General features: G+C 66.2%; 20 protein-coding genes. 13 read left to right on the top strand and 7 right to left on the bottom strand.

All coding sequences use genetic code 11. From position 1 onward, the window contains the following. Positions 1-100: 100 nt before the first annotated feature. The 4 genes from FHY18_RS00100 to FHY18_RS00085 all read right to left on the bottom strand — a co-directional run bounded on the left by FHY18_RS00100 (position 101) and on the right by FHY18_RS00085 (position 5,167). Positions 101-3,088: a TonB-dependent receptor gene (locus tag FHY18_RS00100; protein ID WP_259148742.1), complete on the bottom strand. Its 2,988-nt coding sequence runs from the start codon at positions 3,086-3,088 to the stop codon at positions 101-103. Positions 3,089-3,191: 103 nt separating this feature from the next. Then, positions 3,192-4,214 carry a LacI family DNA-binding transcriptional regulator gene (locus FHY18_RS00095; RefSeq protein ID WP_259148740.1) on the bottom strand — a complete coding sequence of 341 codons (1,023 nt, stop codon included), beginning with the start codon at positions 4,212-4,214 and terminating at the stop codon, positions 3,192-3,194. Positions 4,215-4,601: 387 nt separating this feature from the next. Further along, positions 4,602-4,871 (bottom strand): BolA family protein, encoded by a 270-nt coding sequence (locus tag FHY18_RS00090; RefSeq protein ID WP_259148738.1) that lies wholly within the window; start codon positions 4,869-4,871, stop codon positions 4,602-4,604. Beyond that, positions 4,868-5,167: a YciI family protein gene (locus FHY18_RS00085; protein ID WP_046962706.1), complete on the bottom strand. Its 300-nt coding sequence runs from the start codon at positions 5,165-5,167 to the stop codon at positions 4,868-4,870. The genes FHY18_RS00090 and FHY18_RS00085 overlap by 4 nt, the downstream gene beginning before the upstream one ends. A gap of 367 nt (positions 5,168-5,534) precedes the next feature. Here FHY18_RS00085 and FHY18_RS00080 point away from each other — a divergent pair, with 367 nt between their 5' ends. The 3 genes from FHY18_RS00080 to FHY18_RS00070 are packed head-to-tail and all read left to right on the top strand — an operon-like array spanning position 5,535 to position 9,262. Beyond that, complete coding sequence (locus FHY18_RS00080) at positions 5,535-6,440, top strand: ScpA family protein (RefSeq protein WP_046962690.1); 906 nt, start codon at positions 5,535-5,537, stop codon at positions 6,438-6,440. Beyond that, positions 6,379-7,632, top strand: a complete 1,254-nt coding sequence (gene scpB / locus FHY18_RS00075; protein ID WP_259148737.1) for an SMC-Scp complex subunit ScpB — start codon at positions 6,379-6,381, stop codon at positions 7,630-7,632. The genes FHY18_RS00080 and scpB overlap by 62 nt, the downstream gene beginning before the upstream one ends. Continuing rightward, complete coding sequence (locus FHY18_RS00070; RefSeq protein ID WP_046962692.1) at positions 7,625-9,262, top strand: pseudouridine synthase; 1,638 nt, start codon at positions 7,625-7,627, stop codon at positions 9,260-9,262. The genes scpB and FHY18_RS00070 overlap by 8 nt, the downstream gene beginning before the upstream one ends. Before the next feature lie 344 nt (positions 9,263-9,606). Here the strand turns inward: FHY18_RS00070 and FHY18_RS00065 are convergent, their stop codons facing one another. Further along, a complete protein-coding gene (locus FHY18_RS00065; protein ID WP_046962693.1) occupies positions 9,607-10,044 on the bottom strand; it encodes a hypothetical protein in 438 nt (145 codons plus the stop codon). A gap of 162 nt (positions 10,045-10,206) precedes the next feature. Here FHY18_RS00065 and FHY18_RS00060 point away from each other — a divergent pair, with 162 nt between their 5' ends. Then, the gene (locus FHY18_RS00060) at positions 10,207-10,977 is read left to right on the top strand and encodes a glutaminyl-peptide cyclotransferase (RefSeq protein ID WP_259148736.1); all 771 of its coding nucleotides are present in this window, start codon (positions 10,207-10,209) and stop codon (positions 10,975-10,977) included. 93 nt (positions 10,978-11,070) lie between these two features. Here FHY18_RS00060 and FHY18_RS00055 read toward each other — a convergent pair whose 3' ends face one another. Together FHY18_RS00055 and FHY18_RS00050 are read right to left on the bottom strand one after the other, a co-directional pair. Continuing rightward, a complete protein-coding gene (locus FHY18_RS00055) occupies positions 11,071-11,871 on the bottom strand; it encodes an amidohydrolase (RefSeq protein WP_259148735.1) in 801 nt (266 codons plus the stop codon). Positions 11,872-12,012: 141 nt separating this feature from the next. After that, positions 12,013-13,161 (bottom strand): pyridoxal phosphate-dependent aminotransferase, encoded by a 1,149-nt coding sequence (locus FHY18_RS00050; protein ID WP_259148733.1) that lies wholly within the window; start codon positions 13,159-13,161, stop codon positions 12,013-12,015. Between the two features lie 196 nt (positions 13,162-13,357). On the opposite strand from FHY18_RS00050, the gene ccmA reads away from it, so the two are divergent. The 9 genes from ccmA to FHY18_RS00005 all read left to right on the top strand — a co-directional run bounded on the left by ccmA (position 13,358) and on the right by FHY18_RS00005 (position 20,479). Further along, positions 13,358-14,002: a heme ABC exporter ATP-binding protein CcmA gene (gene ccmA, locus FHY18_RS00045; protein ID WP_046962697.1), complete on the top strand. Its 645-nt coding sequence runs from the start codon at positions 13,358-13,360 to the stop codon at positions 14,000-14,002. Next, positions 13,999-14,694, top strand: coding sequence for a heme exporter protein CcmB (gene ccmB / locus FHY18_RS00040; RefSeq protein WP_039420296.1), 696 nt, complete (start codon positions 13,999-14,001; stop codon positions 14,692-14,694). The genes ccmA and ccmB overlap by 4 nt, the downstream gene beginning before the upstream one ends. Positions 14,695-14,806: 112 nt before the next feature. Further along, the gene (gene ccmC, locus FHY18_RS00035; RefSeq protein ID WP_259148726.1) at positions 14,807-15,556 is read left to right on the top strand and encodes a heme ABC transporter permease CcmC; all 750 of its coding nucleotides are present in this window, start codon (positions 14,807-14,809) and stop codon (positions 15,554-15,556) included. Continuing rightward, positions 15,553-15,723: a heme exporter protein CcmD gene (locus tag FHY18_RS00030; RefSeq protein ID WP_259148723.1), complete on the top strand. Its 171-nt coding sequence runs from the start codon at positions 15,553-15,555 to the stop codon at positions 15,721-15,723. Before ccmC ends, FHY18_RS00030 begins: the two co-directional genes overlap by 4 nt. Then, positions 15,720-16,178: a cytochrome c maturation protein CcmE gene (gene ccmE, locus FHY18_RS00025; protein ID WP_259148721.1), complete on the top strand. Its 459-nt coding sequence runs from the start codon at positions 15,720-15,722 to the stop codon at positions 16,176-16,178. Before FHY18_RS00030 ends, ccmE begins: the two co-directional genes overlap by 4 nt. 324 nt (positions 16,179-16,502) lie before the next feature. Then, complete coding sequence (locus FHY18_RS00020; RefSeq protein ID WP_259148719.1) at positions 16,503-18,440, top strand: heme lyase CcmF/NrfE family subunit; 1,938 nt, start codon at positions 16,503-16,505, stop codon at positions 18,438-18,440. Further along, positions 18,433-19,035, top strand: a complete 603-nt coding sequence (locus FHY18_RS00015) for a DsbE family thiol:disulfide interchange protein (protein ID WP_259148718.1) — start codon at positions 18,433-18,435, stop codon at positions 19,033-19,035. The genes FHY18_RS00020 and FHY18_RS00015 overlap by 8 nt, the downstream gene beginning before the upstream one ends. Next, positions 19,032-19,466, top strand: coding sequence for a cytochrome c-type biogenesis protein (locus FHY18_RS00010; RefSeq protein WP_259148716.1), 435 nt, complete (start codon positions 19,032-19,034; stop codon positions 19,464-19,466). Before FHY18_RS00015 ends, FHY18_RS00010 begins: the two co-directional genes overlap by 4 nt. Beyond that, complete coding sequence (locus FHY18_RS00005; protein ID WP_259148714.1) at positions 19,466-20,479, top strand: tetratricopeptide repeat protein; 1,014 nt, start codon at positions 19,466-19,468, stop codon at positions 20,477-20,479. The genes FHY18_RS00010 and FHY18_RS00005 overlap by 1 nt, the downstream gene beginning before the upstream one ends. The last annotated feature ends 579 nt before the right edge of the window (positions 20,480-21,058 follow it).

Here is a 21,058-nt window from a genome sequence, read left to right as displayed (position 1 = left end):
CCGCCCCCCACTTGTGTAATCGATTACATCCCGCACGCCAACCTACCCTATCCAAGCGCCGAGTTCGACCGCCCTGGCCTGCGCCAGGGCGGTCGGGTCCTCACCAGTTCAGGCCAAAGGCCAGCCGGAAGGTCCGCATCGGCGATGCCAGCACGCCGGTTGGCGTGCCGTAAGCCGTGTTCAAGTCACCGAGTGTCCCGGTCTCGCCGTTAAAGGCGGCGTAGTTCACCCAATTGAACACGTTGAGGATATCCGCACGGACGTTGAATTTGACACCGCCGCCGGTATCCCATTCTTTATTGGCCGCAATGCTGAACTCCTTGTAGCCCAGCGTGCCGTCCGGCTTGAACTGGACGATGTAGCACTGGTCGTTGCCGGCCACGCAGTTCTGCCCGTAGCGCGCGGTCTGGCTGGCCAGCGACAGCTTGCCGGACAGCTTGACCTCGTACGGCAGCTCGTAGATGCCGGTGACCACCAGACGGTTCTTGGCGATGCCACCGGCCTCGCGCCAGCCGTAGTCCTGGACGCGCTCGCGATCCAGCGCGTAGTGCTCGCCGAACTGGCGGTTCTCCTTGGCATCGGAATAGGTGTAGGCCACGGTCAGGCCCCAACCGGATTCCTCATCGAAGGGCTTTTCGACCTGCAGGGCGAGCTGGTTGTTGCGGGTCTCCACGCCATTGGTGCCCAGCACGATCGCGCTATAGCCGTCCGGGCCGTCGTTCGGCGAACCGGAGGTGGTACCCGGCAGGAAGAACGAGCCGTCCGGCAGACGGTTACCGCGCACGAACGCGAAACCGTCGTGGCTTTCGATGCGGCTCAGGGTCACGTCGGTGAACCAGTCCTGGCCCCATAGCGGCACCATGTTGCGCATGCCGATGCTGAATTGGTCGGAGTACGGGGTCTTGATGTTGTTGTCGATCAGATAGATTTCGCGCCCGCCGCCGCCAGCGCTGGTCGCCGCCAGTGCATCGAGCCCTTCCTGGGTGTTGTAGGCCGGATTCCATGCGGTGCACGGGTCGCCCAGGCAGGCCTGGCCGTTCTGGGCGTTGGGGTTGGTGAAGTAGTAGCTATAGGACTTGAACGAATTGTTGAGCTGTTCGAGCGCCAGGTAATCGAAGATGTTGCGGTCGTATGCACGGCCGGCACCGCCGTAGATCACGTGGGCCTGGTCGCCAAACAGGTCGTACGAGGCACCAAGACGCGGCTGCCAGGCATTCTTGAACGCCTTGCGGTTGTTGCCGGTGCTGATGAAGTTGTTGATGTCGTAGTTGGCATTCTGCAGGTTCGGCCAGTTCTGCAACGCACCGGCCACATCGGACGGCGTGACGAAGTCCAGGAACGCAGGGGTTTCTTCGTAGTCGTAGCGCACGCCCAGGTTGAGGGTCCAGTGCTCGTTGACCTCCCAGTCGTCCTGCAGATAGATGCCGTACTGCTTGTTCTTGGACACCACCGAACCACCACCTTCGACCAGCGGCGCACCGAAGCGCACCCGGTACGGCGTTTCGAGATCGCCGAGGATGTTGTAGTAGTACTGCGGGTTGGCCGGATTGAACTGGGTCGAATCCAGATCGATGCTCTTGAACTTCACGCCCATCTTGACGGTGTGCGCGCCGTGCCATTCCAGGCTGTTCAAGGTCAGGTCGTCCTGGAAGGTCCAGCCCTTCTGCCCCTTGCGCTGGAAGCTGCTGCCGGCGCCCGCGGACAGCACTTCGTCCTCGATGCCGCGCACTGGCGCATAACTCAGCACATAACCGGTGCCGTTGTTGATCGGCGCCTGGTTCCAGAACGCGCTCTCGTAGCTGAGGTTGGCTTCGTTGAGGAAGTTGGCACCGCTGTACTGCCAACGCAGGTTGGCGCGCTTTTCTTCCTGGCCGTTGATGCTGCCGTGCTCGAGGGTCGAGGTGCCGCCGACATCGTTGAGCTCGTCTTCCTTGCGGTACTTGCCACTCAGCTCGAACAGGTTGTTCTCGCCGATGGTCCAGTCGATCTTGCCGAAGTACAGGTCTTCCTTGAACGGGGTGCTGTAGGTGGCAACCAGCGGCTGCAGCTGCGCAGGCAACTGGTCGACGCGGTCGGAATAGATCGAACCGGGGATCACCACGTTGGGGGTGGTGTATTCCTTGGCCTCATAGGCGATGAAGAAATGCGCCTTGTCCTTGAGGATCGGGCCGCTGAAGGTGGCGCCGTACTGGGTCTCCTCGAAGTCGTCGCGCACGCCGGCCTTCTTCTCCAGCGGGCTCTCTTCGCGCCAGCCGTCGTTGCTGGTGTCCCAGAAGAAGCTGCCGTGGAAATCGTTGGTGCCGGACTTGGACGAGGCCACGATGGCCGCGCCGCTGACCTGGTCGAACTCGGCCTTGTAGTTGGAGGTGATGACCTTGTATTCGCCGATCGCCGACTGCGGGAACGGGTTGCCACGGCTGGAGTCCTGGCCGCTGACGCCGCCGGTGAGCACGTAGTTCTTCTGGCTCACGCCGTCGATATAGACGTTGGTGCCTTCGGCCGAGGTGGCGCCCGAACGGACCTTGGTGGTGCCGTTGGCATCGCGGGTGAACTGCACGTTCGGCACGGTGTCGGCCAGTTCCAGGAAGTTGCGCGTGGCACGCGGCAGGTTCTGGATCTGCACGTTGGAGATGTACGTGGCGTTCTCGGAGGTGCGCGTTTCCACCAGCACCGGCGGCGCCTTGACCTGCACCGCGTCCAGCGTGGTGGCGTTACCAGCTTCGGCCGTGGCCGGCTCGCCGCCGACGCCCAGGTTCAAGGTCGCCGTCTGGCCGACCTGCACGGTCACATTCTGCGAGCTGGTCTGACCATTGGCGGTGACGTCGATGCGGTACGAGCCCGGCGGCAGGCCGCCGACCGAGTAACCGCCGTTGCTGACCTGTACGGTGCGGGTCAGGCCGGTCGCCAAGTTGGTGGCCGTCACCTGCGCCTGGGCGGCGGGAGCGGAGTCGACGCTGACCTGGCCGCGGATGGTCGCGGCAGTGCTCTGCGCAAATGCAGGCGCGGCGCCCAGCAGCAGGCAGCTGGCCAGGGCACAGCTGAGCAGCTTGCGCGCCGGGCGGGCGGAATGGGGGTGGTGGTGGCGCATTGGTCCCTCCAGGGATCGGTACAGATTGTTGTTGTGGTGTTGCAAACCAGCAGGAACGACCGCTGCGGGGGAGCAGCGGGAGCGGACAGAACGTCCGCGAAAGTCAGGGGCCGGACTCGCCGGCGCCGCAGGAAGTCCGTATCACCAGCTCGGGCGTCAGCAGTTGGCGGCTACCGTCGTCATGGCCGGGCAGTTCCACCAGCCGCATCAATCGGGTCATCGCCTGTTCGCCCAGACGCGCGATGCTGACCCGCATCGTGGTCAGCGCCGGGTGGACGAAGCGCGCCAGCGGAATGTCGTCGAAGCCCGCCAATGCCACATCGCCAGGTACCGACACCTCGGCCTGCGCAAACGCGTACAGGCAGCCGAGCGCGGTCATGTCGTTGGCGGCAAACACCGCATCGGGCAATGCGCCGGCGGCCAGCATCGCCAGCCCGGCGCGATGCCCGGAGGCTTCGTCGAAGTCGCCGGCATACTCGATTCCCTGCGCCTGGTCGCCGAATCCGGCAATCGCGTCGCGGAAACCGCGCAGGCGTTCGCGCGCATCGAAATTGAGCGAAGGCCCGCCGATGAAGGCAATGCGCCGATGGCCCGCACCCAATAGGTGCTCGGTCATGGCCATGGCGCCGGCATGGTCATCGATGCTCAGCACCGGATAACCGGCGCCGGGCAGATGGGCATTGATCAGCACGGTGGGCAGCGACTGCGGCAGGTTGTCGGTGAGAAATCCCGGCTGCTCGGCATACGGAGAGAGCACCAGCAGGCCGTCGACGCGCCCGCGCATCGACCGCAGCGCCCTGCCCTGGGCTTCAGGGTCGCCGTGGTAGCTGGACACCAGCAGGTGCTGGCCGGCAGCGCGCGCCGCGCCGTCGATGCCGCGGATCAACTCGGAAAAGAATTCGCCGTACAGATCGGGCAGCACCACGCCCAGGGTCTGCGACCGCCGGCTGCTCAGGCTACGGGCTGCCGCATGCGGGCTGTAGCGCAGCCGTTCGGCCACGTCCATGACCTGCTGACGCACGGGCCCGGCAACGTTGTCGTGCCCATTGAGCGCACGCGACACGGTGGCGACAGAGACCTGCGCTTCCCGAGCGACATCTTTGATGGTGACCGCACCCTTGGCCATTCGTGTCGCCCTCCGCGACCGACTTCCCAAAACTGGCGCGGACTGTAAGCGTTTTCATAAGCAGGCGTAAACCCCTATCTTCACAACCGTGAAAACGCTTACAGATCAAGCATCTGCAAGTGATGAATGCGTGAATGAATGTGCTGCGACGCAACAAACCCGCACCCACGTCTCCACAAACGAAGGTGAACGGCGATCACGGTTGCGGATGGCTGGGCCTGCTCATGGATCGGGAGCGGAGGATGGCTTGCCAATCGGTCGGTCGCTCCGGCGCTGCCCAACTTTGCAATGTCCTCTTGCGCAGGAGCGCACCGGGGCGCGACGGCTTTACCGGTAAGGCCCGTCGCGCCCACGTGCGCTCCTACGACAGCGGTCTGTCGGATTGGCCTACCCAGCCTCGCCCGGCGCGATCGCCTCGATCGACAAGGCGTGAATGTCGGTCTGCATCATCTCTCCCACCGCGGCGTAGACCGCGCGGTGACGCGCCAGCGGCGGCTTGCCGGCGAAGACGGCGCTGATCACGCGCACATTGAAATGGCCGCGGCCGTCGCGGGCGCCGGCGTGGCCGGCATGCCGATGGCTGTCGTCCACCACCTCCAGCTCGGTCGGCGCCAATGCCGCTTGCAACGCTTGGCGAATCCGCTCGACCCGGCTCATGGCAAGACCCGGCGGAACGGCCGGACGTCCGTGCGCACGTAAACGCCGGCGGCCACATAGGGGTCGGCATCGGCCCAGGCGCGTGCGTCCTGCAAGGCGTCGAACTCGGCAATCACCACACTGCCGCTGAAACCGGCCGGACCCGGATCTTCGGCATCGATGGCCGGGCACGGGCCTGCCACCAGCAACCGCCCTGCCGCAGCCAGCGCCTGCAGGCGCGCCAGATGCGCCGGTCGCGCCTGCTGCCGCGCGGCCAGTGCATCGGCCCCGTCATACCCTTCGATTACGTACCACACATGCCACCTCATCCAGGACTTGAAGATCACCGCCGAGATTCTAGCCGCGTCAGCGCTGGACACCGCCCCCGCGCACGCATTACCCTTGGCGCTACTGCACACGCAACCGGACGCAGCGGCCCGTCGGCCCAGGCCCCATGCCTCATTCGACGACCGAATCGCTGCCCACCGCCGGCTCGCGTAGACGACCTCCTCGCTATTCCGTCGCCGCCTGCCACGCGGCGCCTGATGATATGCGGACCGGCGGATGTGAATTTGTGGGATCGTGCCGAAGCAGGCACGACATTGATCGCAATAACTCAAGGCAAAGCCCTGCAGGCGCGGCTTAAGACCGCGGCCGGCGACCGTAAGACCCGATGTCGACCTGATGAATTCCGAACTCGCGCACGTCGCGACTCCGCCAGCCGCAAGCGCTCATCCACAGCAGCAGGAAATGCCGCTGGCGGTGGTGCATGGGCAACCGGTACTGCAGATCCCCCAGGATCTGTATATCCCGCCGGATGCGCTGGAAGTGATTCTGGACGCGTTCGAAGGTCCGCTCGACTTGTTGCTTTACCTGATCCGCCGCCAGAACCTGGACATCCTGGATATCCCCGTGGCCGAGATCACCCGGCAATACGTGGACTACATCAATGTGATGCAGGAGCTGCGCTTCGAACTGGCGGCCGAATATCTGGTGATGGCCGCGATCCTGGCCGAGATCAAATCGCGCATGCTGTTGCCGCGCCCACCCAGCCAGGACGGCGAAGAAGAAGACCCGCGCGCAGAGCTGGTGCGCCGTCTGCAAGAATACGAGCGTTTCAAGCAGGCCGCCGAAGACCTGGACACCCTGCCCCGCATGGGCCGCGACAGCGCCCCGGTGCAGGCGCATCTGCCCGAGCGCGCCGCGGTCAAGCTGCCGCCACCGGTGGAACTGAAAGAAATGCTGATGGCGCTGTACGACGTGCTCAAGCGCGCCGAGCTGTTCACCGGCCATGCGATCAAGCGCGAGGCGCTGAGCGTGCGCCAGCGCATGGGTGATGTGCTGAGCCGCCTGGACGACGGCAAGTTCTACCGTTTCGAATCGCTGTTCACTGCCGAAGAAGGCAAGCTCGGCGTGCTGGTCACCTTCCTGGCGCTACTCGAATTGGCCAAGGAGCAGTTGCTGGACATCGTGCAGGAAGCGCCGCTGGCGCCGATCTACGTGAAGTCGCTGGCGTTGGGCAATACCAATGCGCCGCTGCAATTCTCCAGCGAATTCGATGACAGCGACGCTGCCAACGAACCTATCTGAAGCCGATCACCGAATGGATCAAGCGCTGATCACCCGCATTATCGAAGCCGCCCTGTTGGCCAGCAGCCAGCCGTTGACGCTGGCGCAGCTGCAGGGGCTGTTTCCCGAAGAAGAGCCGGCGCCGCCCGGCAGCGTCGAGCGCGCGCTGGAACTGCTGCGCGAGGGTTGCACGGAGCGCGGCGTGGAGCTGGTCGAGGTGGCCTCGGGGTTCCGTTTCCAGGTCAAGGCCGATGTGCACGGCTGGGTCGCCCGTCTGTGGACCGAACGCCGCACCAAGTACACCCGCGCCACGCTGGAGACCCTGGCGCTGATCGCCTACCGCCAGCCGATCACCCGCGGCGAGATCGAACAGGTGCGCGGCGTGGCGGTCAGCAGCAACATCATCCAGGCACTGGAAGAACGCGAGTGGATCCGCGTGGTGGGCCACCGTGACGTACCCGGCAAGCCGGCGCTGTTCGGCACCACCAAGGGCTTCCTGGATTATTTCGGGCTCAAGCGATTGGACGAGCTGCCGCCATTGTCTGAGTTGAAGGACATTGCCGAGCTGGAACCGCAGCTGCCGCTGGACCGCGACGGGCAACTGGATGGCGCGGTGCCGGCATCGGCGGCGATGGATGCGGAACTTGCCGAAGCGGGCCCGGATGCGGATGCGGAGCTGGCGGATGCGGAGGGGGCTGGTGCAGCGACCGACGCGACAGCCGGCGTGCACTCGGAGGCGGATGTTGGCGCGGATGCCGACCCGAGCGACGGTCCGCCGGAACACCGCGATGCGGACGTTTTGCCAGCAGCGGACAGCACGCCCGACGCAACCAGCGACACCGATGATGCAACGCACGTCGATGCCGAGATGGATGTCGATGTCGATGTCGACGATCAGGCTGCCGGCACCGCAACTGCAGTCGACGAAGAAAACGAACACCACGCCGACGCGGCCGATGACGATGCCAGCACGGATGCGTCGCGTAAGCAGACAACGCAGCACCCCGAGCCTGTCTCGGCGCAGGACCCGAACACGTTGGACCCAGACGACGCCCGTGAGGGCGACCCCGACACCGCGCCGGGAACGCGCGCGGATGCAGTGAACGAAGACGAAGACAACGCCGTCGCGACGACGACCGTGGCTGTTGACGAAGCCGATTCCGACCCAGAGGCCGACCCAGAGCGCGTCGGCCGGAGCCAGACACATGAGTGACACCCCCCGCAAGCTGTCGTTGAACAAGCTTTCCCTCAAGCGCGACAGCGCGCCCGAAGCGCCCAAGCTGGAAGAGCGCCTGCACAAGGTGCTGGCCCAGGCCGGCCTGGGCTCGCGCCGCGCGCTCGAGCAACGTATTGCCGATGGCCTGATCAAGGTCAATGGCGCCGTCGCGCAGACCGGCATGTCGGTGCGCAGCGGCGACAAGATCGAGCTGGATGGCCGCAGTTTCGTGGCCAGCGCGCTGACCGAACCTTCGCGCGTGCTGATCTACAACAAGCCCGAAGGCGAAGTGACCACCCGCGAAGATCCAGAAGGCCGCCCGACCGTGTTCGAGTCGCTGCCGGCACTGAAGGGTTCGCGCTGGATCGCCATCGGCCGCCTGGACATCAACACCACCGGTCTGTTGCTGCTGACCACCGACGGTGAGCTGGCCAACGCGATGATGCACCCCTCCTACGAGGTCGAGCGCGAATACGTGGTGCGCGTGCGCGCCCCGGAAGGCGAGGAAAAGGTCTCCGACGCCATCATCGAGCGCCTGTCGCGCGGTGTGCTGCTGGAAGACGGCGGCGCCAAGTTCGACGAGATCGAGCGCATCGGCGGCACCGATTCGCACGACTGGTTCCGTGTGGTGGTCAAGGAAGGCCGCAACCGCGAAGTGCGCCGGCTGTGGGAATCGCAGGGCTGCCAGGTCAGTCGCCTCAAGCGCAGCCGCTACGGCAAGATCTCGTTGCCGCGCGAACTGCTGCGCGGGCAGTCGGTGGAAGTGGCGCAGGACAAGGTCGATGCCTTGCGCGCCGAACTCAAGCTCGAAGAAGGCGCGCCGTCGGCATTGACGCTGCAGCCGGTGATCGGCCAGCGTCGCGCTGCCAAGTCGACCGTGCACGTCTCGCGCGATGGGCGCAGCAACGCCTACGTCAACGGCCAGACTTCCGGCGCCGATGAAGGCCGCGAGCTGCGTCGCTTCGACAACCTGCGCGAGGATCGTGGCGGCCGCGGTCGCGGCAAGCCCGGCGGCTTCAAGGGCGGCCTCACCGTCAGCGGCGAAGCGGCCGCCAAGCAGTCGCAGCAGCGCCCGTTCAAGCAGCGCGGCCCGGCCAAGGGGGACCGCTCGTTGCCGGACGGCAACCCGGCCGCGTTCCGTAGCTGGTATGTGCCCGATGGCGTGAGCACCGGCCCCAGCGGTCACCGCAATGCCGGCCCCAGCGGCCCCGGCACCGGCCAGGCGCGTCCTTATGCCAAGAAGGGTCCGGGTGGCGCGCGTCCAGGTGCCGGCGGCCCAGGCAATGCACGTCCCGGCGCAGGTGGCCCCGGGCGCGGCGGTGCCGGTGGCGGACAGGGCCAGTCGCAGGGCCAGGGTCAGCGCAAGCATCCGTACGGGCATCCGGGCAATGCACCGAGCTTTCCGTCCGATCATGCCAATCCGGGCTTCAGCCCGTACGGCGCGGCGCGTCCAGCAGGTCGCCCGACCGGTGCACGCGCCGGCGGCCCGGGTGGTAACCGTGGTCCGGGCGGCAATCGCGGTCCCGGTGGCCCGGGTGGCGCACCGCGTGGCGCAGGCGGCCCGGGTGGGCGCCCGCCGGGCGGCGGCAACCGTCGTCCGCCAGGCGGCGGCAATCGCGGCCGCTAAGAGGCGGCACGCGCAATAAGAAAACGGCCCTGCAAAGGGCCGTTTTTGTTTGTGCACTCAATGGCGCTGCGCGTCATGTTCAATTGCAGCGGCAGTGAAGCAACGATGACCTCGCATGCCACGCGACAGGAGTCCGACTCGCCAGGCCCATCGCAGCGACGCAGGCGGCAGTCGAACGCCACGCGCCACTGGCACGATGCGCAAGCGCGTGAACTGGCGCAAGGCACACCGCAAACCATCGGTCATCAGACGCGCACGGATGGCGCGAAGACACGCAGCTCAGATGCCGCGCAGGTAGCTGTCGCGCCCATCTGACATCAAGCGCAGCAGGCTACCGGCTGCGCTTACTTGCGGCGTTCGATGACGAAGTTACCGACGTTGATGCCCAGATCGACGCCCTCGCCCGTACCCGCCAGGGCCAGCGAGATATCACCCTTGGTGACCACCTGCGCGGTACTGGACTTGACCACGCCGGCATGCGCCTCGGCAGCGGCGTAGGTGCCGAACAGATCATTCAGGCTGTAAGCGCCGGAGAACGAACCGCGGCCGCCGGTGATCTTGGATTTGCCAACGGTCAGGCCGCCACCCTTGCTGGAGATCTTGACCGGAATGACCGCGCCGTTATCGCAGGTGATGGTGCCGGTGCCGCTGGCGGTCTTGTAGAACACCGACCACCCGGACAGGTTGAACTTCAGCTGGCAATCGATGTTGCCGGCGGCCTGCGCCTGCGGCGCCAGCGTTGCCGCGCCGAGCAGGGCGAAAAGAGACAGTGACTTGATCATGTGTGCGTAGCCGGTGGTGGACGTGGCGCGAGACTAGCAGCGCCGACGTAGCAGCCGCGACAAGGTCACGACAGCTCTCCAACCCGCGTTCAGCGAATGATTATTCCGGCGCGCGTATGGCAGCGCGCTGCAGAAGCAGCGCCGGCATGGGATCATTCGTGCATGTCACACATCGCCCACAGACTCTTCTTCGCCGCCCTGCTGCTGCCTTCGCTCGCGCATTGCAGCGACACGATTCCGACCCGGGGCTACACCGTCGTCAACAGTTATCCGCACGACACCGCCGCCTTTACCGAGGGCCTGTTCTATCTCGATGGGTACCTGTATGAGAGCACCGGCGAACTGGGCCAGTCCAGCGTGCGCAAGGTCGAGCTGGAGACCGGCCGCGTGCTGCAGCAAGCCAATACCCCCGCGCCCTACTACGGCGAAGGCATCGTGGCCTGGGGCGACCGGCTGATCCAGTTGACCTGGCGCAACCAGCAAGGCTTCGTCTACGACCTGGCCACGCTGACACCGCGTTCGCACTTCGCCTATGCCGGCGAAGGCTGGGCGTTGACCAGCGACGAGCGCAGCCTGTACATGAGCGATGGCACTTCCCGCATCCGCCGGCTGGACCCGCAAACGCTGCAGCAGACCGGCACCATCAAGGTCACCGCCCGCGGCAAGCCGTTGGACAATCTCAACGAACTGGAATGGGTCAAGGGCGAGCTGTGGGCCAATGTCTGGCTCACGACCCGCATCGCGCGGATCGACCCGGCCAACGGCAAGGTGATCGGCTGGATCGATTTGAAGGCGCTGGTGCCCGATGCCGACACGCTTACCGATTCCAGCAACGATGTACTCAACGGCATCGCCTACGACGCCAAGCACGATCGACTGTTCGTCACCGGCAAGCGTTGGCCGAAGATCTACGAGATCAAGCTGGGTGAGTAGCCGGGATTGGGGATTTGGGATTGGGGATTGGCAACGGCGGGTGAGCGGAAAGTTATGCCTTGCCTGCTTGCACCAATCCCTAATCCCCAATCTCTAATCCCTGATCTCAAAGGCATCGGCATCCAGCATTGCCGGGAAGCGTGCGCGATGCTCGGCCAGGGCCGCAGCGCTGAGGGTGGTGGTGACCACTTGCGGCTGCTCGCGGATTTCCACCTGCGGCTGGCCGAGAAAATCGATCACCGCGCTATCGCCGGCGTAGTGCAGCTGATTGCCATCCACGCCGACGCGGTTGACCGCCGCCACGAAGCACAGGTTTTCGATCGCGCGCGCGCGCAGCAGCGTTTTCCAGGCATATGCGCGTGCAGACGGCCAGTTGGCGACGAACAATTGCAGATCGAAATCCAGCTGACCCGGCCGCTCGACATCGAAGCGGTTGCGGCAGAACACCGGGAACCGCAGGTCGTAGCAGACCTGCGGATTGATCCGCCAGCCCTTCCATTCCACGCACAGGCGATCGCGCCCGGCCGCATAACGCAGATGCTCGTTGCCGAAGCGGAACAGATGGCGCTTGTCGTAATACTGCAGCGCTCCGTCCGGCGTGGCCCACAGCAGCCGGTTGAATACGCCTTCGGGCGTGCGCAATTGCACGCTACCGGTGACGGCAGCACCCAGCCGCGCCGCCTGCGCACGCACCCAGGCCACGGTCGGCCCGTCCATGTCCTCGGCCTTGTCGATGGCGTCGTTGGAGAACCCGCTGGTGAAGGTCTCCGGCAGGATCACCAGATCGGTCTGCCCGGCCAACGGCTGCAGCAATGCGCCGTAGTAATCGCGATTGCCAGCCGGATCGTGCCAGCGGGTGTCGCCTTGGATCAGGGAGATGCGAAGGTCGTGCATTGAAGGCTCGGGAATCGGGAATCGGGAATTGGACAGCGGTTTGGTGAGCACGTTATGTCATCGGGCCAAGTGCAGATTCGGATCGAAAAGCGACCAACCGCTCTTACGATTCCCGAATCCCCATTCCCGAATCCCAGCTGTTCAGAGCTTCTGCAACCGCGCGATCGCCGCATCCAAGGTTGCATCGTTCTTGGCGAAGCACAGCCGTGCCAGTCGTTGCCCTTGCGGCGCGGTCTCGTAGAACGGCGACAGCGGAATCGCGGCCACGCCCTTCTCCACCGTCAGCCACTTCACGAATTCGGTGTCGGGCAGATCGCTGATCGCCGAGTAATCCACCAGCTGGAAATACCCGCCGGGCACCGGCAACGGCTTCAGGCGCGTGGTCAGCAACTGCTCGCGGAAACGGTCGCGCTTGGCCTGATAGAACGCGCCAAGTTGCTCGTCGTGCTCGGGCTCGTCGCGGATCATCGCAGCGAACGCATGCTGGGCCGGGCCGAAGCTGGTAAAGGTGTTGTACTGGTGCACCTTGCGGAATTCGCCGCTCAGTGCCGGCGGCGCGATGGCGTAGCCGATCTTCCAGCCGGTGCAGTGATAGGTCTTGCCGAAGCTGGAAATCACGAACGCGCGCTCGCGCAATTCCGGCCAGCGCAGCACCGATTCGTGGCGGTGGCCGTCGAACACGATGTGTTCGTAGACCTCGTCGGAGAGCAGGAAGATATCGGTGCCACGCAGCAGTTCGGTCAGCGTCTGCAGGTCGGCGGCCGAGAGCATCGCGCCGGACGGGTTATGCGGCGAGTTGATCATCAGCAGGCGCGTCTTGGGCGTGATCGCCGCGCGCAGCGCGTCCCAGTCCACGGCGAAAGTCTGCGGGTGCAGCGCCACATGGATCGCGCGCGCGCCGGCCAGATCGATTGCCGGCTCGTAGCAGTCGTAGGCCGGGTCCAGCACGATGACCTCTTCGCCCGCGCGCACCACCGCGTGAATGGCATTGAAGATCGCCTCGGTGGCACCGCTGGTGACGGTGATCTCGCTGTCGGCATCGACCTGCGCGCCGTAGCAGCGCTGCGCCTTGCCGGCGATGGCCTGGCGCAGGGCCGCCACGCCGGTCATCGGCGGGTACTGGTTGTGGCCGGCGCGCATGGCCGCCTCCAGTTCATCGACCAGGCGCTGCGGCACCGCGAAATCGGGGAAGCCCTGGCCCAGGTTGACCGCGCCGTGCTCGGCCGCCAGTTGCGACATGACGGTGAAGATGGTGGTGCCCACCTTGGGCAGCTTGGTCGTGAGGGGCATCGCGCCTGTCCGGTCAGCAATCGGGGACCGCGAGTGTACGCAAAGCGGCCGCGCGGGTGCGCCAGGCCCGGCGCAAAACAGCGTTCCCGGACACATCGCGCCGCTGAAGCGCGCCCGTGCCGCGGCCATCGTCGCTACAATGCGCGCCCTGCCCGCCCTTCCTTATGCCGTCCTGCGACGGGAGCCCGCTGCGCCGATGATCGAACCGCTGCACACTGCGCCTCCGCTGCTGGCGGCGCGCGCGCTGGCTTTCAGCCGCAACGAAGAGCCGGTCTTCGGCCCGCTGGATTTCCATGTCGATGCCGGCGAAGCCCTGCTCGTGCAGGGCGACAACGGCGCCGGCAAGACCACCTTGCTGCGGGTGCTGGCCGGCCTGCTGCATGTGGAACAGGGCCAGATCCAGATCGACGGCAAGACCGCCCGGCGCGGCGACCGCAGCCGCTTCATGGCCTACCTGGGGCATCTGCCCGGCCTGAAGGCCGATCTGAGCACCCTGGAGAACCTGCATTTCCTGTGTGGACTGCATGGACGGCGTGCCAAGCAGATGCCCGGCAGCGCGCTGGCGATCGTCGGGCTGGCCGGCTACGAAGATGCCCTGGTGCGGCAGTTGTCGGCCGGGCAGCGCAAGCGTCTGGCGCTGGCGCGACTGTGGCTGTCGCCTGCGCCGTTGTGGCTGCTGGACGAACCCTATGCCAACCTCGACCTGGATGGCATCACCCTGGTCAACCGGATGATCTCCGCGCATCTGCGCGGTGGTGGCGCGGCGCTGGTCACCACCCATGGCGCCTATGCGGCCCCGCCGGTGCGCACCCGCATGCTCACCCTGGAGGCTGCGGCATGAGCACGCCGTCGCCACAACCCTCGTTGCTTCAGGCCGCGCGCGCGCTGCTGCGCCGCGATCTGCAATTGCTGTGGCGCCGTCGCAGCGACGCCCTGCAGCCGGCATTGTTCGCGTTGTTGATCGTGGTGTTGTTTGCGCTGGGCCTGGGCGGCCGCCCCGACCTGCTGGCGCAGGCGGCACCGGCGGTGCTGTGGCTGTCGGTGCTGCTGGCCGGCCTGTTGTCGCTGGACGCGCTGTTCCGCAGCGACGTGGAAGACGGCTCGATGGAGCAATGGTTGCTGGCACCGGTGCCGCTGGCGTGGTTGATCGCCGTGCGGGTGCTGCTGCATTGGGCGACCAGCGCGCTGCCGTTGATCGCAGTGACACCGTTGCTGGGCGAATTGCTGCACCTGCCACATGACCAACTACCGGTGCTGCTGGCATCGTTGGCGCTGGGCACACCCTTATTGAGTCTGCTCGGCGCCGTGGTTGCGGCACTGACGGTGACGATGAAACGCTCTGGTATTCTCGTGGCGTTGCTGGCGTTGCCGCTGTATGTGCCGGTGCTGGTGTTCGGCGCCGGCAGCGTTGCGGCCAGCGGGCAAGGACAGGATGCGGTGGGTGCGTTGTTGTTGTTAGGCGCCGGGTTGGTGATCGGTATCGTGCTGGCACCGTTGGCGGCAGCGGCGGCGATCCGGATTTCGCTCAGCTGATCGATATTGCAGATGCGCCGTTGATGGGACACCGTAGGTCGTACGGCGGTGTCGTACCGAGAGCTGTCTCCATGCAAGAAGCCATCGCCATGCCAAGAGCCATCGCCATCGCATGAACGTCGTCGTCCGCTGGTTCCATCAAGTCGCCTCACCTCCGATCTTCGACCGATTTACCGCGCGCTGGGCGCCTTGGTGCTACGCGCTGGCCGCAGTGTTGCTGGGCGCAGGCATGTGGCAGGCGCTGTTTGCAGTGCCGGCCGATTACCAGCAGGGCGACAGCTTCCGCATTCTGTATATCCATGTGCCGAGCGCGTGGATGAGCTTGTTCGTGTTCGGGTTGATGGCGGTGTATGCGGGGATCGCACTGATCTGGCGCATCAAGGTGTGCGAGATCCTGGCGATGGCCTGCGCACCGATCGGCGCGGCATTCACCGTGATCACCCTGCTGACCGGCAGCATCTGGGGCAAGCCGATGTGGGGCGCCTGGTGGGACTGGGACCCGCGGCTGACCACCGAGCTGATCCTGCTGTTCCTGTATCTGGGCGTGATCGGTCTGTACCAGGCCATCGACGACCGTCGCCAGGCGGCACGTGCGGCGGCGTTGCTGGCGATCGTCGGCGTGGCGCTGCTGCCGGTGATCCGCTACTCGGTGGTGTGGTGGAACTCGTTGCATCAGGGCCAGAGCATTCGTCTGCTCGGCCCATCCACCATCGATGCCAGCATGCTGCTGCCGCTGTGGTTGATGGTGATCGGCACCAAGTTCTGGTTCGCCGGGTCGCTGCTCACCCGCGCGCGCGCCGACAACCTGCGCCGCGAGGCCGGCAAGGCCTGGATCGTGCGCGATGCCGAGGGCGCGGCATGAGCTATCTGCCTTACGTGATCGCCGCTTACGCGGTGTTCGTGCTGGTGCTGCTGTGGGACCTGATCGCCGGCCGCTGGCAGGTGCGTCGCGCCCTGAAGATCGCGCAGGCGCGCCGCCTGCGCGAGCGCAAGCGCAGCGTGCCCAGCGATGCGGAGCTGAGCCGATGAACCCGCAACGTCGCCGCCGGCTATGGCTGGTGCTGGCGTTGGTGCTGGCCGCCGGGCTGGCGACCGCGCTGGTGGCGATGGCCCTGCAGCGCAATGTGGCCTATCTGTACACGCCGTCGGAGGTACTGCGCGGCGACGCCGGCGACCACGCCCGCTTCCGGCTTGGCGGCATGGTCGAGAAAGGCTCGTTCAAACGCGCTTCCGGCTCGCTGGAAGCGCAGTTCCGCGTTACCGATGGCGATGCGCAGCTGGCGGTGCGCTATGACCGCATCCTGCCTGACCTGTTCCGCGAAGGTCAGGCCGTGGTCGCCACCGGCCGCATGCAGCAAGGCGTGTTCGTGGCCGAAGACGTGCTGGCCAAGCACGATGAGACCTATATGCCGAAGGAAGTGGCCGACAAGATGGGCAGCGCGCATCGCAAGCATCAGGTGGCCCCGGGCAAGGTGATGCAGTGACGGTCCGAAGCGATGGCGGCCGACATGAAGACCGGCAGACGCAGGCAATGGAGCCTCAACGCAGCGGCGCGGATCGTACCGTGGCGGCGGCTTGCCGGCCGTTGATCCTCGCGCTCCGGCTCCGCCAGGCAGCACGTCGCTGCGCGGGCGCGCTGACCAAAGAACGTGACACTGCGACAGGACCGGCGGGTTCCAACAGTGGGCGCGGCGCGGCGACGGGAAACCCGTGTTCCGCCAACGCCCCTATGTCCGGCCCTCTCCGGCGCTTGATGGCCTGCTCCCGGCAACGCGCTGCGATGCCCTGCTGCCAACATCGAGTTCTGCATGCTGCCTGAGCTCGGTACCTTTCTGCTGGTGCTGGCCTTGCTGGTCGCGTTGATGCAGGCCGCATTGCCGCTGGCCGGCGCGCAGCGCGGGCACAGCAGCTGGATGGCGGTGGCGCGCCCGGCGGCGTTGGTGCAGCTTGGCCTGATCGCTGCGGCCTTCGCGCTGCTGACGCATGCGTTTTTGGTGCAGGATTTTTCGGTGCGCTATGTCGCCGAGAATTCCAACAGCCTGTTGCCGATGATCTACCGCTACTCGGCGGTCTGGGGTGCGCACGAAGGATCGCTGCTGCTGTGGACGCTGGTGCTGGCGCTGTGGACCGGCGCGGTGGCGGTGTGGTCGCGGCAGTTGCCCGCACACGTCATCGCGCGCGTGCTCGGGGTGATGGCGCTGGTGAGTATCGGGTTCCTGGCGTTTTTGCTGTTTACCTCCAATCCGTTCGCGCGCCTGTTTCCGGTGCCGCTGGAAGGCGCTGACCTCAACCCGCTGCTGCAGGATCCGGGTCTGATCATCCATCCGCCGATGCTGTACTGCGGCTATGTCGGCTTTGCGGTGCCGTTCGCCTTCGCCATCGCCGCGCTGCTGGAAGGCCGCATGGATGCGCGCTGGCTGCGCTGGACACGGCCGTGGACCAACGTGGCCTGGGCGATGCTCACCGTCGGCATCGCGCTGGGCAGCTGGTGGGCGTATTACGAACTGGGCTGGGGCGGCTGGTGGTTCTGGGACCCGGTGGAAAACGCCAGCTTCATGCCGTGGCTGGTCGGCACCGCGTTGCTGCATTCGCAGGCGGTCACCGAAAAACGCGGCAGCTTTGCCAGCTGGACCTTGCTGCTGGCCATTGCCGCATTTGCGTTGTCGTTGCTGGGAACCTTTCTGGTGCGCTCGGGCGTGCTGACCAGCGTGCATTCGTTTGCCGCCGACCCGTCGCGCGGGCTGTTCATCCTGGTGTTCCTGCTGGTGGTGGTGGGCGGCGCATTGCTGCTGTACGCCATCCGCGCGCCGGGCATGTCCGCCAGCAACGACCCGCGCCGCGCCTTTGCCGGCAGCTCGCGCGAAACCTTGCTGCTGTTGAATAACCTGCTGCTGACCTGCGCCTGCGCGATGGTGTTGCTGGGCACGCTGTATCCCTTGCTGGCCGATGCGCTTGGCCTGGGCAAGCTGTCGGTTGGGCCGCCCTACTTCGGCACCTTGTTCGTGGTGTTGATGGCACCGCTGGTGGCATTGCTGCCGTTCGGCCCGCTCACGCGCTGGCAGCGTGAGCAGGCCTCGCGGCCGCTGGCGCTGCTGACACCGTGGGCAGGCCTGGCGCTTGCTGCGGGCGCGCTGGCCTGGTTGATGGCGCCGCAAGGCCAGCTGAAAACCGCCATCGGCGTGGCCGGTGCGGTGTGGGTACTGCTTGGCACGGCACGCTTCCTGTGGACCCGTCGCGCGGCCAAGGGGCGCAAGTTCACTGCAGAAATGCTGGGCATGGTGCTGGCGCATATGGGCGTTGCGGTGTTTCTGGCCGGCGCCTTGCTGGTGGAGTCGCTGAGCCTGCAACGCGAGGTCGCATTGGCGCCGGGCCAGCAGGTGCAGATCGGCCGCTACGCGCTGCACTTCGATACCGTGGAAGAACTGCGCGGGCCCAATTACGTTTCAGACCGCGCCAACCTGCAGGTGTTCAAGGACGATGCGCCGGTCGGCCTGCTGCATGCGGAAAAACGCCGCTATGCCAGCGGCGGACAGACCCTGACCGAGGCGGCGATCCGTCCCGGTCCGTTCGGCGACCTGTATGTCGCCCTTGGCGAACCGCTGGGCAACCAGGCCTGGGCGGTGCGCGTCCACCTCAAACCGTTCGTGCGCTGGATCTGGCTGGGGGCGCTGCTGATGGCGCTCGGTGGCCTGGTCACCGCGGCCGACCGGCGTTTTCGTCGTTCTCCGGAGATCCAAGATGGTTGAGTCACGTTCGCCCCGCCTGCCCACTGCGGTCCTCGTGGGCGCCATCGTGCTGCTGCTCGCACTTGCAGCGCTGCTGGTCTACGCGGTGGTGCGCTCCGGTCAGGACGATCGCGATGCCCTGCCCTCGGCCCTGATCGGCAAGCCGGCGCCGGAGTTCGCGCTGCCGCTGCTGCACGACCCCAGCATCGTGGTGCACGCGCGCGAACTGCGCGGCGCCCCGTACATCATCAACGTGTGGGGCAGCTGGTGCCCGGCCTGCCGCGAAGAGCACCCTGTACTGAGCCGCTTTGCGCTGACCAAGCGCGTACGCGTGATCGGCTACAACTGGAAGGACGAGCAAGCCGATGCGCTGCGCTGGCTGGAACAACTGGGCAATCCGTATCTGTTGGTGGTGGCCGACAAAGACGGGCGCACCGCGATCGATTTCGGCATCGCTGCCGCACCGGAAACCTTCCTGGTCGACGGGCGCGGCGTGGTGCGCTGGAAGTACAGCGGCATGCTCACCCAATCCATCATCGACACCCAGCTGATTCCAATGCTGAGCAAGATCGAGCGCTCGCCCACCGCCGCCCCGGACCTGCACGCCAGCCCATGAAGCGCACCTGGCTGCTGACGCTGCTGCTGTTGCCCTGGCTGGCCCTGGCCCAGCCGGTCGGCGACCCGGCGCCGCTGCAATATCGCTCGGCGGCCGAAGAAGCGCGCTTCCACGCGCTGACTGCCGAGCTGCGTTGCGTGCAGTGCCAGAACCAGTCGCTGGCCGACTCCAACGCGCAGATTGCGCAGGACCTGCGCCGCGAGGTCCTGGCCTTGATGCACGAAGGCCGCAGCGATGCGCAGATCCGCCAGTTCCTGGTCTCCCGCTATGGCGAGTTCGTGCTGTATCGCCCGCAGGTGGAATCGCGCACCTGGCTGCTGTGGTTCGGCCCGCTGCTGGTGTTGTTGCTGGGGGCCGGCGCGGTTGTCTTGCTGGTGCGTCGACGCAGCGCTGCCGCGCCCGCGTTGCCCGCCGATGAGCAGGAGTGGTGATGGCCGGCTTCGTCCTGGCGGTTGCCGTGATCGCGCTGCTCGCCTTCGGCGTGGCGCTGCGCCCGCTGTGGCGCCAGACGCGCGGCCTGGCGGCCAGTGTGGCGCTGCTGTTGCTTGCCGCAAGCGCGTCGCTGTACTGGCTGGTCGGCACGCCGTCGGCGATCGAGCAGGTGGCCGACCGCCCGGCCACGCCACGCACCCTGGACGAGGCCATCGTGCAACTGCGCAGCGCCCTGGCGCGTAACCCCGACCAGGCCGAAGGCTGGGTGCTGTTGGGGCGCTCGCTGTCCAGCCAGCAGAAATTCGCCGAGGCCAGCGACGCGTTTGCGCGTGCGGTGGCGCTGCGCCCGGACGAGCCGGACGTGCTGGTAGCGGCCGCGCAGTCGCGCATGCTCGCCGACGACAGCGGGCGACCGGACCCGCAGGCCATGCGCCTGCTCGAACACGCGCTGGCGGTGCAGCCGGACCATCAACGCGCACGCTGGTTTCTCGGCGTGGTGCAGCGCCAGGCCGGCCAGCCGGCCAAGGCCAGCGAGACCTGGGAACCGCTGCTGAGCGTGGTCGACGCCGCCACCCGGCCCGGCCTGCTCGAGCAGCTCAATGCTGCGCGACAGGAGGCCAAACTGGAACCGATCAAGGCACCGGCTGCGCCTGCCACCAAAGCAGCCAGCGGCAAACGCATCCAGGTGCGGGTGACGCTGGATGCCGCATTCGCCAAGCGCGCCGGATTGCCCGGCGATACCAGCGTCTTCGTCATCGCACGCGCAGCAGACACCCCGATGCCGGTGGCAGTGGAAAAACACGCGCTGAGCGAACTCCCGTTGACCATCACCCTGGACGATGGCGACAGCCCGATGCCGACGCGCGCGCTGTCGTCGCTGGAAAAGGTGCAGGTGCTTGCACGGCTATCGCGCAGTGGCAACGCGATGCGTCAGGCAGATGATGTCGAGAGCGTGCCGGTGATGGTTGAACTGTCGGCAGGCGTGCCAGTGGACCTGGTCATCGGCCGCTGATTGCTCGCCAGCCTGCGTTGCAATGCCTGGGGGGCAACGGACGAAGAGCGCCAACCAAACGCAGCGAGCAAGCGCAAGGCAGGTGTGGGCGGCGCGGAGGAATTGAAATGTTGCGCGTACGACATGCCGCACCGGGCAACCGCCGGGCCATCGGTGGGTCAGCCGCTATCGGCGTCGTCAGGACGATCCAGGCTCCCCTTGGTCGAATGTGTCCTGCGATGGTCCGGGAAAGGGTCCTGCAGCAAACGCGCAGCATCGAGGGCGCGGTGCCCTCACCGCTCGCGGGACACGCCGTTAACCCGTCCATGGGGGCTCGATGGCGGCATCCATGCCGCCAACGGTCCCGCAAGCGGCGAGGACACCGCACTAGACAGTTGGCTGGTGGTTTCGTTGAAGAACGAAACTACCGCGTCGTGCGGTTTCGAGGGTTGCTGGTTGCTGGTTGCTGTGCTGAACCTTGGGCACCGATCAACTCGACTGGTCCTTGCCCGCCCACCGTCGCGGGACCCTTGGCGGCATGGATGCCGCCACGGAGCTTACAAGGACGTACTTGCAGCGTGTCCCGCGATGGTGGGCGGG

It is taken from the genome of Xanthomonas sp. 3793 (genome assembly GCF_024806835.1).
GTDB classification, from domain to species: Bacteria; Pseudomonadota; Gammaproteobacteria; order Xanthomonadales; family Xanthomonadaceae; genus Xanthomonas; species Xanthomonas arboricola_F.
The sequence above is the reverse complement of the archived record's forward strand: the minus strand, read 5'-3'. Positions and strand labels throughout refer to the sequence as shown.

Bases quoted from the DNA above. Each gene is read 5' to 3' on its own strand.
- FHY18_RS00100 (WP_259148742.1), bottom strand. From the start codon at position 3,088: ATGCGCCACCACCACCCCCATTCCGCCCGCCCGGCGCGCAAGCTGCTC.
- FHY18_RS00080 (WP_046962690.1), top strand. From the start codon at position 5,535: ATGAATTCCGAACTCGCGCACGTCGCGACTCCGCCAGCCGCAAGCGCT.
- FHY18_RS00090 (WP_259148738.1), bottom strand. From the start codon at position 4,871: ATGAGCCGGGTCGAGCGGATTCGCCAAGCGTTGCAAGCGGCATTGGCG.
- scpB (WP_259148737.1), top strand. From the start codon at position 6,379: ATGCGCCGCTGCAATTCTCCAGCGAATTCGATGACAGCGACGCTGCCA.
- FHY18_RS00070 (WP_046962692.1), top strand. From the start codon at position 7,625: ATGAGTGACACCCCCCGCAAGCTGTCGTTGAACAAGCTTTCCCTCAAG.
- ccmB (WP_039420296.1), top strand. From the start codon at position 13,999: ATGAGCACGCCGTCGCCACAACCCTCGTTGCTTCAGGCCGCGCGCGCG.
- FHY18_RS00010 (WP_259148716.1), top strand. From the start codon at position 19,032: ATGAAGCGCACCTGGCTGCTGACGCTGCTGCTGTTGCCCTGGCTGGCC.
- ccmE (WP_259148721.1), top strand. From the start codon at position 15,720: ATGAACCCGCAACGTCGCCGCCGGCTATGGCTGGTGCTGGCGTTGGTG.
- FHY18_RS00095 (WP_259148740.1), bottom strand. From the start codon at position 4,214: ATGGCCAAGGGTGCGGTCACCATCAAAGATGTCGCTCGGGAAGCGCAG.
- FHY18_RS00050 (WP_259148733.1), bottom strand. From the start codon at position 13,161: ATGCCCCTCACGACCAAGCTGCCCAAGGTGGGCACCACCATCTTCACC.
- FHY18_RS00055 (WP_259148735.1), bottom strand. From the start codon at position 11,871: ATGCACGACCTTCGCATCTCCCTGATCCAAGGCGACACCCGCTGGCAC.
- FHY18_RS00030 (WP_259148723.1), top strand. From the start codon at position 15,553: ATGAGCTATCTGCCTTACGTGATCGCCGCTTACGCGGTGTTCGTGCTG.
- ccmC (WP_259148726.1), top strand. From the start codon at position 14,807: ATGAACGTCGTCGTCCGCTGGTTCCATCAAGTCGCCTCACCTCCGATC.
- ccmA (WP_046962697.1), top strand. From the start codon at position 13,358: ATGATCGAACCGCTGCACACTGCGCCTCCGCTGCTGGCGGCGCGCGCG.
- FHY18_RS00005 (WP_259148714.1), top strand. From the start codon at position 19,466: ATGGCCGGCTTCGTCCTGGCGGTTGCCGTGATCGCGCTGCTCGCCTTC.
- FHY18_RS00020 (WP_259148719.1), top strand. From the start codon at position 16,503: ATGCTGCCTGAGCTCGGTACCTTTCTGCTGGTGCTGGCCTTGCTGGTC.
- FHY18_RS00060 (WP_259148736.1), top strand. From the start codon at position 10,207: ATGTCACACATCGCCCACAGACTCTTCTTCGCCGCCCTGCTGCTGCCT.
- FHY18_RS00065 (WP_046962693.1), bottom strand. From the start codon at position 10,044: ATGATCAAGTCACTGTCTCTTTTCGCCCTGCTCGGCGCGGCAACGCTG.
- FHY18_RS00015 (WP_259148718.1), top strand. From the start codon at position 18,433: ATGGTTGAGTCACGTTCGCCCCGCCTGCCCACTGCGGTCCTCGTGGGC.